The organism is Dyella lutea, from assembly GCF_024158035.1.
In the GTDB taxonomy this organism is placed as follows: Bacteria; Pseudomonadota; Gammaproteobacteria; order Xanthomonadales; family Rhodanobacteraceae; genus Dyella_A; species Dyella_A lutea.
The window spans coordinates 268,464-285,433 of record NZ_JAMZEK010000001.1 but is presented as its reverse complement, the minus strand read 5'-3'; the positions used below and the strand labels follow the sequence as shown (position 1 = coordinate 285,433).

Here is a 16,970-nt window from a genome sequence, read left to right as displayed (position 1 = left end):
GCACCCTGTGCGCGACCACCAAGCGTCCAGTCGCGCACAGGGTGCGCTCCTACAGGAAGCCGTGGGGAGCCCGTGGCCTCGACCGGCACGAACCATCCGCTCATCGCCCGCCCCACCCCATGACCGACGAAGTCGAACTCGAGCCCGAATCCACCGCGCCGATCTGGGCCTTCGGCGACCTGATGTCGGTGCTGCTCGGTGCCTTCGTGCTGATCCTGGTCGGCGTCATCGGCGTGCAGCTGCAGCTCTCGCACAAACTGGAAGTGGCCGAGAAGCAGCGCCAGGCTGAACTGCAACGCCGCACCACGCTGGAGAAGGCGCTCGCCACCCCGCTGGCGCAGGGCCGCGTCACCCTGGTCAACGGCCGTATCGGCATCCGCGGCAACCTGCTGTTCGCGCTCAACTCCGACCAGCTGCAGCCCGAGGGCCGGCAGCTGATCCAGAGTCTCGCTGCGCCGCTGGCGCAGTACCTGCAATCGCGCGACGAGCTGCTGATGGTCAGTGGCTTCACCGACGACCAGCCGGTGCACGGCGACAACCGCCAGTTCGCCGACAACTGGGAGCTGTCCGCCCAGCGCGCGCTCACCGTCACCCGTGCGCTGATCGCCGCCGGCGTGCCCGCCAATGCCGTGTTCGCCGCTGCCTTCGGCGCGCAGCAGCCGGTCAGCGCCAACACCGACGAAGCCAGCCGCGCGAAGAACCGCCGCGTCGAGATCGCCCCGATCCCGCGCTCCTCGGCCGGCAACACCGCCACGAAAGACGTCGCCCCCGGCCATGGGCCCTGATACCGCCACGGCCATCCGCGCGCAGCTGATCGCGGCGCTGGAACAGCGCGCCGCCGGCCTCGACGGTGAAGCGCGCCGCGTGCTCGATGCGCGACTGGCCGCACTGCGTGCGCGCGATGCCGAAGCCTCCGGTGACACGGCAGAAGTCGAGCCGTCGGAACGCCAGTTCGGCCCCCTGCGTGAACTGGCAGACCAGCTCGCCCGCGAGGCGCCGACCGACCGCAGCCGTTATCCGGAACTCCCTGCCCTCGCCGACTTCCGCCAGCGCTGGTCCACCCTGCGCGCCGACAGCCAGCTGCAGCACGCGGTCGCGCACATCCCCGCCGACGCCGGCCCGCTCAATTCCACCGCTCTCGCCAGCCGCGCCATCGCGCTGATGCGCGAGCTGTCGCCCGGCTACCTGCGCGCGTTCCTCGCCTACGTGGATGAGCTGGCGTGGCTGGAGCAGTTGGGCACAGCGGGCACGGCAACACAGTCGATGGCGCCAAAGAAGCGCGCCACCCGCAAGCCGCGGCGATGAACGCCCGCGTTCCGGTGCCTACGTCACAGCGCCGGGTCGACGACCTTCGACACCGGTTCCGGCGCTAGCCGCTGTTCCTCGATCCGGTCGACGATCTCGCGCACGCTCAGTGCCGCGTTGAAAATGCCTTCACCCAGCGCCGAGACGGTCTGTGGGTGCAGCGGTTCCTGGCAACCCACGGTCACCATGTCGCCGTTGGCGGTGATCGTGCGAAGCAAACCGTGAAGCTCATCGATCTGGTTGAGGGTGACTCCGAAGGAAAGGCGTTCCTGGGTCATGGCGTGGCTCCCTGGCGGCATGCGAGGACTTGTACGTTCAATTACACAATATCTCTTTTTCAGATATTTGAAAAGCAGATATAGCGTCGTCGCCGTCTCCTGCGGCCGCGATCATGTCTTCGAAGTCCATACATAAGAGCGAGTACGTGGTGTTGCTGCGCCACCTGCGTGCACTACGGACACAGGCCGGCTTAACCCAAGTCGATCTGAGCGCGGTACTAAAGCGCCCGCAATCCTATGTAAGCGACGTCGAGCGCGGGTCCAGGCGAATGGATCTCCTGCAACTTCAGGAGTTCTGCAGCGCATGCGGGCAGTCGCTGACTGACTTTGTCGCTGAGTTCGAGCGAGAGTTGAAGTCCAAGAAAAAAGCGGGGGCCCGAGCGCTTCGCCTCTGAGCCGAAGGCTGTTGGCAGCCTTGACCGCCGCTCGATGTGGTGATTGGAGCTCTGGACGGGAATGCCGGCCCTTCGTTGAGCATGGCCCCACATGCCTCCGCTCTCGACGCCCTGCGATCAACTACTGCATCTGCTCCCCCCAAAGCAGTGGTGCAGACCGACGCACAGATCGACGCCGTATCGGCATTCCTGGCGTGGGCATTGGAAACACTTCCGTTCCATAACGAGGTGCAACTCGAGCGGGCGCTACTGAGATGGACGAGTGGCAGCTGACTGGTCAGAGGTGCCCGCTTCGCCCCGAATGAGCACCGTGGCCCCTGCTTCCGCGCACGAAATGAAGTGAACCTGATGTCGCTCGCTAGTTGGCCCCACCACTCGGCCTCACGTCCGTATAGGCCGACTGTCACTTCCGGAACCGCCCGTAGTGCCCCTTATATTCCCGCTTACCGGCAGTCGCCCTCTCCGCGCCGCGACCTGCAGGCTTTGCGCTGCGGAGCCAGTCGAAGCGAGTAGCCAGGCTGCAAAGTCCTGGGCGCCATGAGAGCCCTTCCGTGAACGAGCCTCGTGAAAAGGAATGAAACGAATGCGCACGCCCCGATGGTTACTCCCCTTGTTTGCCAGCCTGCTGATGGTCTCCACCGCGCACGCCGGCCGCGCGTCCGATACGGCGTTGAACGCGCTGGTCGAGGGCGCCAAGGCTTCGCACAGCGACACCATGCTGGTGCTGCGCGACGGCAAGGTGCTCGCTTCCTACACCAAGCCCGGTGAGACGCCGCACGCGATCGAGATGATGTCGGCGACCAAGTCGCTGGTGGGCCTCGTCGTCGGGCGCCTGGTCACCGAAGGCAAGATCAAGTCGATCGACGAGCCGGTCAGCGATTTCTATCCGGAGTGGAAGCAGGGCCAGAAGGCCAAGATCACGGTGCGGATGCTGCTCGACCACACCTCCGGCCTGCAGAACGTGCCCAACACCACCGTGGAGATCTATCCCGCGCCGGATGGCATCAAGCTCGCGCTGGCGGCGGAGCTGAGCAGCCCGCCCGGCACCCGCTTCAGCTACAACAACAAGGCGATGAACCTGCTCGCCGGCGTCATCGAGCAGGCGTCCGGCATGCGCATGGATCACTACATCGAGCGCACGATCCTGCAGCCGATGGGCATCCCGGGACCGGCCTGGAACACGGACGGCGGCTTCGATCATGCCGGTCACCCCTATGCGATGGCCGGCTGGAAGGCCACCGCCGCCGACGCGGCGAAGATCGGCGAGCTGGTGCTGGCCGACGGCCGCTGGCACGGCAAGCAGCTGATCGACCCGGCGTACATCCGCGCCATGGTCGGTCAGAGCCAGCCCTTCACGCCCAGCTATGGCCTGCTCTGGTGGCGCCGCAGCGCCGACCGCAAGATGGGTGTCAGTGCCAAGGCGATCGACGCGATGGAGCAGCAGGGCATCGATCGGGTCGGCCTGGAGAAACTGCGTCCGCTGGTGCCGCGCACCTTCACCCAGCCCAGCGAACTGCGGCCGGCGTTCACGCAGGCGCTGGGCGCGGAGCTGCCCACCTTGGCCAAGGACATCAACGCGCACGGCCGCGGCATGGACGACCTCATCGAGGACCGCTCCGGCCCGATCGTGGCCTACGAGGCCAACGGCTATCTCGGCCAGTACATCGTGGTGGTACCCAAGGCGCACCTGGTCGCCGTGCGCCAGATCGAGGCCGACCCCAGCTACGACGGCAAAGGCCCGTGGCCCTACGGCTACGACGACTTCACCGCCCGCGTGATCGCCCTGGCCCGCACCTACACCAGCGACCTGGCGGTGCCATCGCCGTGATGGCGAGCAGGACGTAATGCGGCTTACGCTGCATAGCGGGGCCGGGCTCACTCGATCTGGGCGTGTAAGCGAACCTGACCCGGTTGGCTGCAGGGAAGGACTTAATTACCTCCGTCCCCTTTTTCGCTTTTTCGATACATTGCGCAACCAGGACGCGGGGGGGGTATGGAGATCAACGAGTTCGTCAGGCTTGCAAACGCGCATGCCGAAGTCGGCTACGACTCATCGGAGTCGGTGAAACGAGCCAACCGCATCGCCGACAAATTGCGATCGGCCATGTTGGAAGCTTTCAAGGACCCGGCACAGACCGAGCAGCTGATGTCGCTGCTCGATCACCCGCAGGCCGGCCCCTGGATTGCCTTCTGCGCGCTGGAGAGCCTGCAACTCGATCCGCAGAACGAAGCGCACTGTCTTCGCGTCGTTCGCGCGATGGCATCAGCGACGGATCCAAGCGGGGCCGGGGCAGCATTGTGGTTGTCGGATCGTGGCTACGGCCCTTGAGCACGCCAGGCATGGGAGTCGGAGGAGCGCCTGTGAGCATCGCTAATCGCCTGACCGAAGCCTTCCCCGAAGCGGATGCTCCGGCGATGGATGATGCCTTCATTCGAGCCAACCCGAACGTCATGGAGCTGCCCGCGCCGGTGGACCTGCTCCGCGTCGTTTCGCTCTACATGCTCTGGTGCGTCAGACATCCCAATGACCCTGCGCTGGTCGGCGACTTCACGCTCCGCGCTCTGGCCGAGTACGGTCGATGCCAGCAGCCGGGCATTGAGCATCTGAACTTCCGCTACCGCTGCTCCCCGCTACAGATCGACGCCGTATCGGCATTCCTGGCGTGGGCAGCGGAAGCGCTTCCGTTCCACGACGACGTGCAACTTGAGCGGGCACGCAGGAGATGGACTAGTCGCGGCTAACTGGTCAGAGGTGCTCGCTTCGTCCCGAAAGTGCACTCTGACCCCTGTTTTCGGTGCCCGCATGATTCCGTGCATCCGACGTCCCCTTAGATGTGTTAGCTGGCTGAAGGAGAAACGGGGGCCAGAGGCCCCCGTTTCGATCAGCAACGAACCAGGAAGCAAAAGCAATCAGCCGTCTTCGGATAGACGAGCTTTCCTGTCCGATAGTGCTTAAAGCACTTCACGAACACCCACCTAAAACCAGGTGGGGCAGGAGGACGGTGCCTGTTCATGGCGTGTTCTCCAGGCGCTCCTTGACGCTCCGCCACCCTGATCGCAAACTTACGGGGCCTAGACCGAAAGACTACAGGGGAAGCTAGAGCTCCCTCAGGGCAGCGCCTATCTACACCCCTTGGGAATTCGGGAGCCGCCAGCTGGAAACAGCTGGCGGCTTTTTTATTGATCGCTACTGCGGGAAAGAAGAGCCTTCCTCACCTTCTTCAGCATCACCTGCACGATCTCCAGGTCCTCCTCTTCGACGATAACGATGGTCGAATCGAGACCCGGCCCCTTGAACGTCACAGCGAACTCATTTGACTTGTGCTGACCCGGCTGGGGTCGTGCACTCGTTCCGGACTGTCCTAAGACCTCACTGGTTTCTCGATCGGCTACAGGATCCGCATCTGCGTTCAGATCATCCGAGTCGTTCAATGGAATGAGCTTGTTGCCAGTCTCAATGAGTCCTGCTTGTTCCAGCCCTTCAAGGAAGTAGCTACTCACCTTCGACGCTTGATCCTCAGGAACATCAAACTCCCGGATCAGTAGTTTTTCGAAGTGTTCAACGGGAAGGACGCTCCCCTCGAACCGCCGGTACACCGCAGCAAACATCGGTGGCGCGAGGAGCGCTGTCCGCAGAGCAGCCTTCTTCTCGTTCTCGTTGTAAGCCAACTTGTAGTTGCGGAAGGTCTCTTGAGCTGTGAGCCGCCCGCCCTTGGAGCTGATCAGGCCGTACTTGGTCGCTGCGGAAATGAGGGCAGTAAAAGCTCCCCCCTGCTTTCGGTTAAGTCGTTCCGCAGCCATGGGCACTGTGCTGCTACCACCGAGGCTACTCACAGCCTCCGCAAGCTCCAGGCTATTCGCGAGGGACGCACGCGGGTATTCGACGATCTTGGGCATGGCTTTCCTCCAGTCTTTTCGCAGGCTATCAGGCCTAAAACTGGAGGTCAATAGCTTTTATTTGACAGCTAAAAACGGCAAGTGAATCGGTTTCGCCAGTGGAGGACTTCCGCGGCGGACGAACCAGCCTAATCTGGTCGCGCTCACTCCCCGAGTCGTACCTGCGCCGCGTCCTCGGACTGCGTACCTGGCGCCCACCCACGACTAGCGGCCCCCCTCACGCCCAAGGCTTCTCGCCACCGCTGCTGCTTCTCCCCATCCCCCTCCACCAACCACTGCACCTTGCCACTCACCCACGCAGCCACCGCCACACCATCCTCGAACAGAATTCGAGTACCGATGACAGCAGGGATGCGCTCCCCGGCAAGCACGCTTCCAGTGAGATTGAGCGGATCGCAGCCACTGACGACCACGAGCTCGCCGCTCGCATCGCGGCGGGCGATGGATCGCAGGGCGGGGATAGCGTCGGGCAGGGCGAACTGCTCACCGACCAGGCCGTCGACAAAGCGGCCGCCGCGGATTTCGCCCCGCGCTTCCAGCCGCTGGTAGACCTGGCGCAGCTCGCGCCAGCTCGGTAGCCAGGCGGCTTCGCGTTCCAGCAGTTTCCAGAACACCACGCCGTAGCGTTGCAGCAGGGTGCGGGCGACGTGCTCGACCTGCTCGCGGCGGTGCGCTTCGTCGCTTTCCTCGCGCGGTGCGCGGGCGCGCACCAGCGCCCAGCGGCCGGCGTCTTCCAGGCTGCTTAGGCTGTGGTGGCGCACGCGGCGGTGGCGCGGGTTTTCGCGCTTGGCCGCGGGCAGCAGCAGGGCGCGCAGGCCGGCGAAGCTGTCGGCGGTGACGCGGCCGGCGGCGACCGCTTCGCCCAGCGCGTCTTCCAGCTCGGTGCGCAGCAGGCGGGTGCTGGCCATCAGCTCGTCGAAGAACAGCGCGCCCTCGTCGCGCAGCGCTTCGGCCACCGCCTGGGCGCGGGAGGACAGCGCGGGGGCGTCGGCATCGTCGCGTTCGGCGACCGCGGCCCACACGCCCATCTGCCGTCGCGCCAGCAGCACGATGGGCGTGGCGCGCACCGGTCCGCCGCCGCTGCCGCCGGGGCGCAGCCGGCTCCAGCCGATGCGGCCGGCGCGGCATTGTTCGTCCAGCCAGCGGCTGCCGTAATCGTCGAGGCGGGCGGGCAGCAGTTCGGTTTCCCAGGCGCCGGCGGCGGCTTCGTAGCCTTCCAGCTGCGCCAGCGCGGCGGGCAGTGCGTCCGGGCCGCTCATGCGCGTGGCCGGGGTGACGTGCTGCCAGTCGAGCAGGAAGCGCAGGAAGTCGCGCCGGCTTACCGGGGCGATCTCGCGGCGCAGCCGGCCCAGCGTGTAGCGGTGGATGCGCGCCAGCAGGTGGCGCTCGCACCATTCGATGGCGGGCGTGTCGGGGCTGAAGTGCCCCTGCATCACGTAGCCCTCGGACTGCAGGCGGATCAGCGCCAGTTCGACGTCGCCGGTGTCCACGCCCAGCGCGGCGGCCAGCGGCGGCACCGGGATCGGACCCAGCCCGCCGAGGCGACCGCGCAGCAGTTCGCGCAGGGCGTCTTCGGGTGTCCAGGATGGCGCGGCGTATTCGGCGGGCGCGTCGATGGCCGGTTGCCGCGTGGCCTGCGGATGCACCGCCTGCCACAGTGGCAGTCGTTCGGCGGCGACCCACACGGCAGTGGCCGGGGCGAGGCTGAGCCGGGTGGCGCGATGTGCCTTGGCCAGCGCGCGCAGGTGCGCGTCCCAGCCGGTGTTGGCGGCCACTTCCGCGTCGGTGATGCCGCCGAGCACGGTCAGCGCGTCGTGCATCTCGTCGGCGTCGCGCGCCTGCGGCCAGGCTTCCTCGCGCACCGCGGCGATGGCGTCGGGATCGAGCCGGCCGAGGTCGTCGGCGTCCTCCACGTCACCCCAGCGGCGCGCCTGCACCGCCTGGGTGCGGCGTTCCTCCAGCGGCGCGTCGTCGAGGAAGGCGTAGGGCGCGGCGGTCAGCACTTCGCTGGCCAGCGGGCTGGGCGCGGCCAGGTCGCGCGCGATCACGGTGATGCGACCGTCCTCCATGCCGTGCAGCAGGGCGAGCAGGCCGTCGGTGTCCATCGCCTCGCGCAGGCAGTCGTGCAGGGTCTGGTTGACCAGCGGGTGATCGGGCACCTCGCGCTCGCCGACAATGTTCTCCAGGCAGGCGACCTGGTCGGGGAACACGGTGGCGAGCAGGTCTTCGCTCTTCATGCGCTGCAGCTGCGGCGGCACCTTCTTGCCGCCGGCGAAGCGCGGCAGCGCCAGCGCGGTGACCGCCGCCCAGCGCATGCGCGTGGGGAACAGCGGCGCGTCCAGCAAGGCCTGGGTCAGCACGTGCTCGGCGCTGGACGAATGCAGGTAGTGCGCCACCTCGATCAGCGGAAAGCTGTGGCTGGTGGACAGCGACAGCACGATCGCATCCTCGGTGGCCGCGGCCTGCAGCTCGAAGTTGAACTGGCGGCAGAAGCGCTTGCGCAGCGCCAGCCCCCAAGCGCGGTTGAGCCGGCTGCCGTAGGGCGTGTGGATCACCAGCTGGGTGCCGCCGGATTCGTCGAAGAAGCGCTCGATGACGATGGTGGACTGCGTGGGCAGTTCGCCCAGCGCGGCGCGGGCGCGGGCAAGGTAGTCGGCCAGCTGCTGGGCGGCGGATTCGTTCAGGCCGAGGGTGTCGCGCAGCCACGCCTTGGCCGCATCCACGCAGCCGGCGGCGAGCTGGGTGCCGATCTCCCCGCGCAGCCGCGACACGCCGAAGGACAGCTCGTCGCTGCGCCCGGGCGCCTCGCCCAGCCAGAACGGGATGTTCGGCGGCACGCCCCTGGCGTCTTCCACCCGCAGCTTGCCCGGCTCCACGCGCTGGATGCGGTAGCTGGTGTTGCCGAGCTGGAACACGTCGCCGGCGAAGCTTTCGATGGCGAAATCCTCGTTGACGGTGCCGACGATGGTCGCCTGCGGTTCCAGCACCACCTGGTAGTCGGCGGTATCGGGGATGGTGCCGCCGGAGGTGACCGCGGTGAGCCGCGCACCGCGCCGGCCGCGCAGCTGCCGGTGCACGGCGTCGCGGTGCAGGTAGGCGGCACGCGCGCCGCGGCGGGTGGTGAAGCCGTCGGCGAGCATGCGCACGATGGCGTCGAAGTCCTTGCGTGCCAGCGCGCGGTACGGGTGCGCGCGACGCACCAGCGCGTACAGCGCGTCCTCGTCCCATTCGCTGCAGGCAACCTCGGCAACGATCTGCTGCGCCAGCACGTCCAGCGGCTGTGCCGGCATCCTGAGGGTGTCCAGTTCGCCGCGACGCACGCAGTCGAGCAGGGCCGCGCATTCCACCAGGTCGTCGCGCGAGGTGGCGAACAGCCGCGCCTTCGGCGTGCCGTCGACCGCATGGCCGCTGCGTCCGGCGCGCTGCAGGAAGGCGGCGATCGAGCGCGGCGAGCCGAGCTGGCAGACCAGGTCAACGTCGCCGATGTCGATGCCCAGCTCCAGCGAGGCGGTGGCGACCAGCGCGCGCAGCTCGCCGCGCTTGAGCCGCTGCTCGGCGTCCAGCCGCTGCTCGCGCGACAGGCTGCCGTGGTGCGCGGCGACGAGTTCCTTGCCCAGCCGTTCGGACAGGTGCCGCGCGGCGCGCTCGGCCATCCGCCGCGTGTTGACGAAGATCAGCGTGGTGCGGTGCGCCTGGGCCAGCGTGGCGAGGCGGTCGTAGACCAGCGCCCAGGTGTCGTTGGACATCACCGCTTCCAGCGGCACCGGCGGCACCTCGATGGCGAGGTCGCGCGGGCGGCTGTGGCCGATATCGACGATGGTGCAGGCGGGGTCAGCTGCAGCGTTCGGCGCGGTGTCGTCGGCCAGCGGCGCCAGCGCGGCGCGTTCGCCCTCGCCGACCAGGAAGCGCGCCACCGCCTCGATCGGCTTCTGCGTGGCGGACAGGCCGATGCGCAGCAGCGGCCGCTGGCACAGCGCTTCCAGCCGCTCCAGGCTCAGCGCCAGGTGCGCGCCGCGCTTGCTGTCGGCCAGCGCGTGGATCTCGTCCACGATCACCTCGCGCACGTGCTTCAGCGCCTCGCGGCCGGAGGCCGAGCCGAGCAGGATGTAGAGCGACTCCGGTGTGGTGACCAGGATGTGCGGCGGGTGCTTGCGCATCAGGTGGCGCGCGGCCTGCGGCGTGTCGCCGGTGCGCACCGCGGTGCGGATCGCCACGTCGGGCAGGCCTAGCGCTTTCAGCTCGTTACGGATGCCCTCCAGCGGCGACTCCAGGTTGACCTGGATGTCGTTGGACAGCGCCTTCAGCGGCGACACGTAGACCACCCGCGTCTCGTCCGGCAGCGCGCCGCCGTGCGCCACGCCCTCGCGCACCAGCGCGTCGATCGCGGCAAGGAAGGCAGTCAGCGTCTTGCCCGAGCCGGTGGGCGCGGCGACCAGGGTGTGTTCGCCCCGGCGGATCGCCGGCCACGCCGCCGCCTGCGCCGCGGTGGGCGCGGCGAAACGGCCGCGGAACCAGGCCGCGACGGCGGGGTGGAAGTCGGCGAGCAGGGTGTCCATGTCCGGCCTCGACGGGGCGGCGGAAGCGGCGGGCGTCACCCACTGGATATAGGGCCTGGCGTCGAGCGTGGCAAGCGACCGTCGCACGAGACGCGATGCACGGCTTGCGCCCGCGTACCTTGTGCTTGCGACACGCTTTGCACATGCTCGGGAGGTTGCCCCGCCCCCATCCCGCTTCCCCGCTCAAGGAGGAATTCCATGGCCTTCCGTCCGCGCCTGCTGCGCACCCTGCTCACCGCCGGCATCGCCGCCTCCCTGGCCGGACTGGCCGGCACCGTTGCGGCCGCCGAGGCTCCGGTCGCCCGGCCGTGGATGAACGCTTCGCTATCGCCCGACCAGCGCGCCGACCTGCTGGTGAAGGCGATGACCCAGGACGAGAAGTTCCGGCTGCTGCGCAGCGAGTACGGCGCGGATTTCGAGGGCCAGCACAACAAGCCCGCCGGCTCGCTGGGCACCGCCGGCTTCATCCCGGCGATGCCGCGGCTGGGCCTGCCGGCGATCCACGAGACCGATGCCGGCCAGGGCGTGGCCCGTCCGCTGCTGTTCGGCGACGGCGATACCGCGCTGCCTGCGGGGTTGGCGGTGGCGGCCAGCTTCGATCCGCAGGTGGCCCACGCCGGCGGCGCGATGATCGGCCGCGAAGCGCACCGCATGGGCTTCGCCGTGCTGCTGGCCGGCGGCGTGAACCTGGCGCGCGACCCGCGCAACGGCCGCAACTTCGAATACGCCGGCGAGGATCCGCTGCTGGCCGGCCGCATCGTCGGCGCGGCGATCGCCGGCATCCAGAGCGAGCACGAGGTGTCCACCGTCAAGCACTACGCGATGAACGACCTGGAGACCGCGCGCACCACGCTCAGCGCGAACATCGACGAGACCGCCGCGCACGAGTCCGACCTGCTCGCCTTCGAGATCGCCATTGCCGACGGCCACCCGGGTTCGGTGATGTGCTCGTACAACCGCATCAACAGCGTCTACGCCTGCGAGAACGACTGGCTGCTCAACCAGGTGCTCAAGCGCGACTGGAAGTACCCGGGCTTCGTGATGTCTGACTGGGGCGCGGTGCACAGCGCGGCGAAGTCGGCGCTGGCCGGGCTGGACCAGGAGTCCGCCGGCGAGCGCTTCGACAAGGAGGTGTACTTCGACCAGCCGCTGCGCGAGGCGGTGGCCAAGGGCGAAGTGCCGCCCTCGCGCATCGACGACATGGTCCACCGCATCCTGCGCAGCTTCTTCGCGGTGGGCGCGTTCGAGCACCCGGCCAAGGTGGCGCCGATCGACTACGCCGCCGACGCGAAGGTGTCGCAGCGTGCCGCCGAGGAGGGCATCGTGCTGCTGCGCAACCAGGATCACGCGTTGCCGCTGGTCGGCGCAGTGGGCCAGGTCGCCGTCATCGGCAGCCATGCCGACGTGGGCGTGACCACCGGTGGCGGCTCGTCCGGAGTGAAGCCGCGCGGCGGCAGCCCGGTCACCGGCGTGGCGCCCACCGCCTGGCCGGGCCCGAAGGTGTACCAGCGCTCCTCGCCGATGCAGGCGATCGCCCGGCGCAACGGCGGCAAGGTGGCCTATGCCAGCGGCGAGGACATCGCCGCGGCGGCGAAGCTGGCGGCGCAGTCGAAGGTCGCCATCGTGTTCGCCGAGCAGTGGACCGCGGAGTCGTTCGACGTGCCGACGATGGACCTGCCGGGCAACCAGGACGCGCTGATCGCCGCGGTGGCCAGGGCCAATCCGCACACCATCGTGGTGCTGGAGACCAACGGTGCGGTGAAGATGCCCTGGCTGGATCAGGTGCAGGGCGTGCTGGAGGCCTGGTATCCCGGCGCCAATGGCGGCGAGGCGATCGCCCGCGTGCTGTTCGGCGAGGTCGATGCGTCCGGCCGGCTGCCGGTGACGTGGCCGAAGGACGAGTCGCAGCTGCCGCGCCCGACCATTCCGGGTGCCGGACTGGCGGCGATCGGTATCCCGCCGCAGGGCCAGCCGCAGCAGGACATCGACTACGACATCGAGGGTGCCGACGTCGGCTACCGCTGGTTCGAGAAGCGTCACCTCGAGCCGCTGTTCGCGTTCGGCCATGGCCTGAGCTACACCACGTTCGCGTATGGCACGCCGAAGCTGGAGAACCACGACGGCACGATCAGCGTCAGCGTGCGCGTCACCAACACCGGCAAGCGCGCCGGCGTGGCCGTGCCGCAGCTCTACGTGGCGCCGCCGCAGGGCGACACCACCCATCGCCTGGCCGGCTGGCAGCGGGTGAGCCTGAAGCCGGGCGAGAGCCGTGACGTGCGCATCGCGGCCAGCCCGGTGCGGCTGGCGCACTACGACGCGGCGAGGCACGGCTGGGTGCGCGATGCCGGCCGCTATCGTTTCCAGCTGGGCACGGACGCCACGTCGATGCTGAAGGCCGACCTGTCGATGGGCTTGCCGGCGGCCACCTGCACGATCGAGGCCTGCACGCCCGTCGCGCACTGAAGCCATCGTCCGCCGCCCGTAGGAGCCCGCTCGCGGGCGATGCCTTTTCTTTCGATGGTGATCAGGAGCAAGGGCATCGCCCGCGAGCGGGCTCCTACCGGGTGGGGGACGACACCGGCGTCTTGCGGGCGGATCAGCGCCGGCCGCGGATCGCCCGGACCAGCCAGCCCATCGCCAGCAAGCCCAGCACCAGCCCGATGCTGGCGCCCCACAGGGCACCGGTCGAACCGTCGATGAGCCAGCCGAGGCCGAAGCCGGCCAGAAACAACAGGGGCAGGGGCAGACAACCCATCACGCGACTCCGCGGCAAGCGAGTCCCCCAGTGTGCCGCATGTCGTCGACGGCGACCGGCGCGAGGTTGGCGCAACGCGGTCACCCGTAGCATCATCCGATCTTTATGCATGTCGCTGGGGGAGCCATCCATGGATGTGGCCACGCGCCCGCAACCGCCCCACGCCCGCGCGCCGGAAGGCGAGCGCGACGAGCAGCGGCTGCCCGATGGCCAGGTGCTGGTCCGTCGCCACTGGGCCTTGCCGGGTGCGCACCGCGCGGTGCTGCTGGTGCACGGGCTGGGTGAACACAGCGGCCGCTACCGCCACGTCGCCACCTGGTTCAACGCGCGCGGCTATGACGTGATGGCGTACGACCAGCGCGGGCATGGCCTCACGCCCGGGCCGCGCGGTGCGCTGTCGCGCGAGGACGACCTGCTGTCCGACCTGGCCGCGGTGTACGCCGACTACGCCGCGCAGGCACCCGCGCTGCCACTGCTGCTGGGCCACAGCATGGGTGGCCTGGTCGCGGCCCGCGCCGTGCTCGACGGGCGGGTGACGCCGGCGGCGCTGGTGCTGTCCTCGCCGGCGTTCCGCAGCCACGAGGCGCCCTGGCTGCAATCGCTGGCGGCGGTGCTCTCGCGCACCCTGCCCAATCTGCCGCTGCGCACCGGACTGGCGCTGGACCACCTGTCGCACGACGCGGCGGTGATCGCCGCCTACCGCGACGATCCGCTGTGCAGCGGTCGCATCACCCCGCGCATGGCGGACTTCATCCTCCGCGCTGGCCCTTCCTGCATCGCCGATGCCGCGCGCCTGCCGGTGCCGACCCTGCTGCTCGCCGCCGGGGCCGACCGGCTGGTCGATCCGGCCGGCAGCCGCGAGTTCGCGTCGGCCGCCTGGTCGTCGCCACACCTCACCACGCGGCACTTCGACACGCTCTACCACGAGCTGTTCAACGAGTCCGAGCCGGGCCGCAGCCAAGTGATGAAGCAGCTCGGCGACTGGCTGGCGCGCCTGCCAGGCTGAACCCAGGTGACAGCCCGGCCGCGCAGGCATAGGCTGACCCCCCATGCGCACCCGTGACCTCGGGTTTCTGCTGGCCTTCTCCACCGCCGCGCTGCCGGCGGGCGGCTTGTTGCTTGCGCGCCTGGGCCTGCCGCTGGATCTCGCCGCGTGGTTTCCGATCGCCTTCATCTTCGGCGTGGTGCCCTGGATCGACGCGGCCTGCGGCCTGGACACGGATAACCCGGCGGACGTCGACGAGGGGCATCGGCTGGAGCACAGCCGCTATTTCCGCACGCTCACCGCGCTGGTGCTGCCGGTGTGGCTGGGCCTGCTGGGCTGGTGCGCGTGGCAGTTCACGCAGCAGCCGTTCGGACCGGTCGGCCAACTCGGCTGGCTGGTCTCCACCGGGGTCATCGGCGGCGTGCTGGCGATCAACCCGGCGCACGAGCTGATCCACAAGTCCACGCGCTGGGAGCCGCTGCTCGGCGGCGTGCTGCTGACCAGCGTGGGCTACCCGGGCTTCAAGGTGGAGCACGTGCGCGGGCACCACCTGCACGTGGCCACGCCGGAGGATTCCTCCAGCGCCCGGCTCGGCGAATCGGTGTATGCCTTCGTGCCCCGCGCGCTATGGCGCAACGTGCGCAACGCCTGGCGACTGGAGGCGCAGCGGCTGCGCGCGCGCGGGCACTCGCTGTGGAGTGCCCGCAACGAAATGGTGCGCTGGTACGCGCTGTGGCTGGCGTTCATGGCGGCGTTCGCCGTGGCGGGCGGCTTCCGTGCGCTGGGCTTCTTCCTGCTGCAGGGCCTGATCGCGGCGGCCACGCTGGAAGTGATCAACTACGTCGAGCACTACGGGCTGCAGCGGCGCGAGATCGCGCCCGGCCGCTACGAGCGGGTCACCCATCACCACTCGTGGAACGCGCCGCAGCGCTACACCAACTGGCTGCTGTTCAACCTGCAGCGCCATTCCGATCACCATGCCGTGGCGCGCCGCCGCTACCAGGCACTGCACCACCACGACGACAGCCCGCAGCTGCCGGCCGGCTACGCCACGATGTTCGTGCTGGCGCTGGCGCCGCCGCTGTGGCGCAGGGTGATGAATCCAAGGGCGCTCGCCTGCCGGCACTGATCCGGCGCACGGGCGGTATCGCACAAGCCGGGCAGGAATCTTCCATACCTTGCCCGGACCGGTCGCCACGATGGCGGGCCAGGGGACAGTCCACCGGAGCGTGGCGCGGTGGCTTGTCGCAGGGCCCTGATCCAGATCAGCGATCCGGCCGAAACCTGCCATGACACTTTCGCCACTTTCCCGAGGGCATCCCATGCCGAATACCGAGTACTACAACGACAAGGTGGTCCGGCAGTTCCTGCTGGCCGCGGCCGTCTGGGGCATCATCGGCATGTCCTTCGGCGTCTACGCCGCGGCCGAGCTGATGTGGCCGGCACTGAACTTCGACATCCCCTGGATGACCTTCAGCCGGATCCGCCCGGACCACACCTTCGGCGTGATTTTTGCCTTCGGTGGCTCCGCGCTGATGGGCACCTGCTACTACGTGGTGCAGCGCACCGGACATGCCCGCCTCGCGCTGGGCCGGCTGGCCGAATTCACCTTCTGGGGCTGGCAGCTGATCTGCGTGCTGGCGATGGTGACCATGCCGCTGGGGATCACCCAGAGCAAGGAATACGCCGAGCCGGAGTGGTTCATCGACATCCTGATCGCGATCGTCTGGGTCAGCTTCGGCACGGTGTTCTTTGCCAGCCTGGCGCGCCGGCGCATCCAACACATCTACGTGGCGAACTGGTACTACGGCGCGTTCATCATCGCCGTCGGGCTGCTGCACATCGTCAACAACCTGGCCGTGCCGGTGTCGCTGTGGAAGTCCTACCCGATCTACTCCGGCGTGGTGGATGCGATGGTGGAGTGGTGGTACGGCCACAACGCGGTGGCGTTCTTCCTCACCGCCGGCTTCCTCGGGATGATGTACTACTTCGTGCCGCGCCAGGCGCAGCAGCCGCTGTGGAGCTACCGCTTCTCCATCGTGAACTTCTGGGCACTGATCTCGGTGTACATGTGGGCCGGCTCGCACCACCTGATGTACACCGCGCTGCCGGACTGGGTGCAGTCGGTGGGCATGGCGTTCTCGCTGATCCTGCTGATGCCCAGCTGGGGCTCGGCGGCCAACGGCCTGCTCACCTTCAACGGCTCGTGGGAGAAGCTGCGCACCGACCCGGCGGCCAAGTTCATGGTGATGTCGCTGGTGTTCTACGCGGCGGCCACCTTCGAGGGCTCGATGATGGCGATCAAGACCGTCAACTCGCTCTCGCACTACACCGACTGGACCATCGCCCACGTGCACTCCGGCTCGCTCGGCTGGGTGGCGATGATCACCATCGGCTCGCTCTACGCGATGGCGCCGCGTGCGCTGGGCAAGCCGGCGATGCATTCGCGCCGGGGCATGGAGCTGCATTTCTGGCTGCACATGATGGGCACGCTGATGTACGTCGGTTCGATGTGGACCGCCGGTGTCACCGAGGGCGTGATGTGGCGTGCCACCCAGCCGGACGGCGCGCTGACCTATCCGTTCATCGCCAGCCTGATAGCGATCAAGCCGATGTACCTGATCCGCTGGGGCGGCGGCCTGCTGATCCTGTCCGGCATGTGGGTGATGGCGTGGAACCTGTGGCACACCGCCGACGACGCGCGGGCGCGGCTGATCAAGCCGATCCCGGTGCCGATCCCCGAGCCGGTACCGCACCAGGTGCCGGCGCCGCTGCCGGCCGCGGGTTGAGGAGGCGACC

At 68.5% G+C, this 16,970-nt stretch carries 14 protein-coding genes; 10 read left to right on the top strand and 4 right to left on the bottom strand.

Annotated elements, in window-relative coordinates; translation table 11 throughout:
• The first annotated feature begins 119 nt into the window (after positions 1 to 119).
• Both NC595_RS01315 and NC595_RS01310 read left to right on the top strand, forming a co-directional pair.
• Entirely contained in the window at positions 120 to 785 is a 666-nt protein-coding gene (locus tag NC595_RS01315; RefSeq protein ID WP_253564351.1) for an OmpA family protein, read from the top strand.
• Complete coding sequence (locus NC595_RS01310) at positions 775 to 1,305, top strand: DUF2894 domain-containing protein (RefSeq protein WP_253564349.1); 531 nt, start codon at positions 775 to 777, stop codon at positions 1,303 to 1,305. The genes NC595_RS01315 and NC595_RS01310 overlap by 11 nt, the downstream gene beginning before the upstream one ends.
• A 23-nt stretch (positions 1,306 to 1,328) precedes the next feature.
• Here the strand turns inward: NC595_RS01310 and NC595_RS01305 are convergent, their stop codons facing one another.
• Positions 1,329 to 1,583, bottom strand: a complete 255-nt coding sequence (locus NC595_RS01305; RefSeq protein ID WP_253564348.1) for a hypothetical protein — start codon at positions 1,581 to 1,583, stop codon at positions 1,329 to 1,331.
• Between the two features lie 113 nt (positions 1,584 to 1,696).
• Between NC595_RS01305 and NC595_RS01300 the strand changes: the two genes are divergently transcribed.
• The 4 genes from NC595_RS01300 to NC595_RS01285 all read left to right on the top strand — a co-directional run bounded on the left by NC595_RS01300 (position 1,697) and on the right by NC595_RS01285 (position 4,720).
• Entirely contained in the window at positions 1,697 to 1,978 is a 282-nt protein-coding gene (locus NC595_RS01300) for a helix-turn-helix domain-containing protein (RefSeq protein ID WP_253564347.1), read from the top strand.
• Positions 1,979 to 2,561: 583 nt separating this feature from the next.
• Complete coding sequence (locus NC595_RS01295; RefSeq protein WP_253564346.1) at positions 2,562 to 3,806, top strand: serine hydrolase domain-containing protein; 1,245 nt, start codon at positions 2,562 to 2,564, stop codon at positions 3,804 to 3,806.
• 165 nt (positions 3,807 to 3,971) lie between these two features.
• Positions 3,972 to 4,307, top strand: a complete 336-nt coding sequence (locus NC595_RS01290) for a hypothetical protein (RefSeq protein ID WP_253564345.1) — start codon at positions 3,972 to 3,974, stop codon at positions 4,305 to 4,307.
• Between the two features lie 32 nt (positions 4,308 to 4,339).
• Positions 4,340 to 4,720 (top strand): hypothetical protein, encoded by a 381-nt coding sequence (locus tag NC595_RS01285; protein ID WP_253564343.1) that lies wholly within the window; start codon positions 4,340 to 4,342, stop codon positions 4,718 to 4,720.
• A gap of 435 nt (positions 4,721 to 5,155) precedes the next feature.
• Here the strand turns inward: NC595_RS01285 and NC595_RS01280 are convergent, their stop codons facing one another.
• Both NC595_RS01280 and NC595_RS01275 read right to left on the bottom strand, forming a co-directional pair.
• Entirely contained in the window at positions 5,156 to 5,875 is a 720-nt protein-coding gene (locus NC595_RS01280) for a hypothetical protein (protein WP_253564341.1), read from the bottom strand.
• Positions 5,876 to 6,018: 143 nt separating this feature from the next.
• On the bottom strand, positions 6,019 to 10,431 hold the full coding sequence (locus NC595_RS01275) for a DEAD/DEAH box helicase (protein WP_253564340.1): 4,413 nt from the start codon (positions 10,429 to 10,431) through the stop codon (positions 6,019 to 6,021).
• Between the two features lie 198 nt (positions 10,432 to 10,629).
• Between NC595_RS01275 and NC595_RS01270 the strand changes: the two genes are divergently transcribed.
• Entirely contained in the window at positions 10,630 to 12,894 is a 2,265-nt protein-coding gene (locus NC595_RS01270; protein WP_253564338.1) for a beta-glucosidase, read from the top strand.
• 133 nt (positions 12,895 to 13,027) lie between these two features.
• Here the strand turns inward: NC595_RS01270 and NC595_RS01265 are convergent, their stop codons facing one another.
• A complete protein-coding gene (locus tag NC595_RS01265) occupies positions 13,028 to 13,186 on the bottom strand; it encodes a hypothetical protein (RefSeq protein ID WP_253564336.1) in 159 nt (52 codons plus the stop codon).
• 130 nt (positions 13,187 to 13,316) lie between these two features.
• Between NC595_RS01265 and NC595_RS01260 the strand changes: the two genes are divergently transcribed.
• From NC595_RS01260 to ccoN, 3 genes are all read left to right on the top strand, one after another.
• A complete protein-coding gene (locus tag NC595_RS01260; RefSeq protein WP_253564335.1) occupies positions 13,317 to 14,192 on the top strand; it encodes an alpha/beta hydrolase in 876 nt (291 codons plus the stop codon).
• Between the two features lie 43 nt (positions 14,193 to 14,235).
• Positions 14,236 to 15,300, top strand: coding sequence for an alkane 1-monooxygenase (locus NC595_RS01255; protein ID WP_253564333.1), 1,065 nt, complete (start codon positions 14,236 to 14,238; stop codon positions 15,298 to 15,300).
• A 193-nt stretch (positions 15,301 to 15,493) separates the two neighbouring features.
• Positions 15,494 to 16,960 carry a cytochrome-c oxidase, cbb3-type subunit I gene (ccoN, locus tag NC595_RS01250; protein ID WP_253564331.1) on the top strand — a complete coding sequence of 489 codons (1,467 nt, stop codon included), beginning with the start codon at positions 15,494 to 15,496 and terminating at the stop codon, positions 16,958 to 16,960.
• Positions 16,961 to 16,970: the final 10 nt, after the last annotated feature.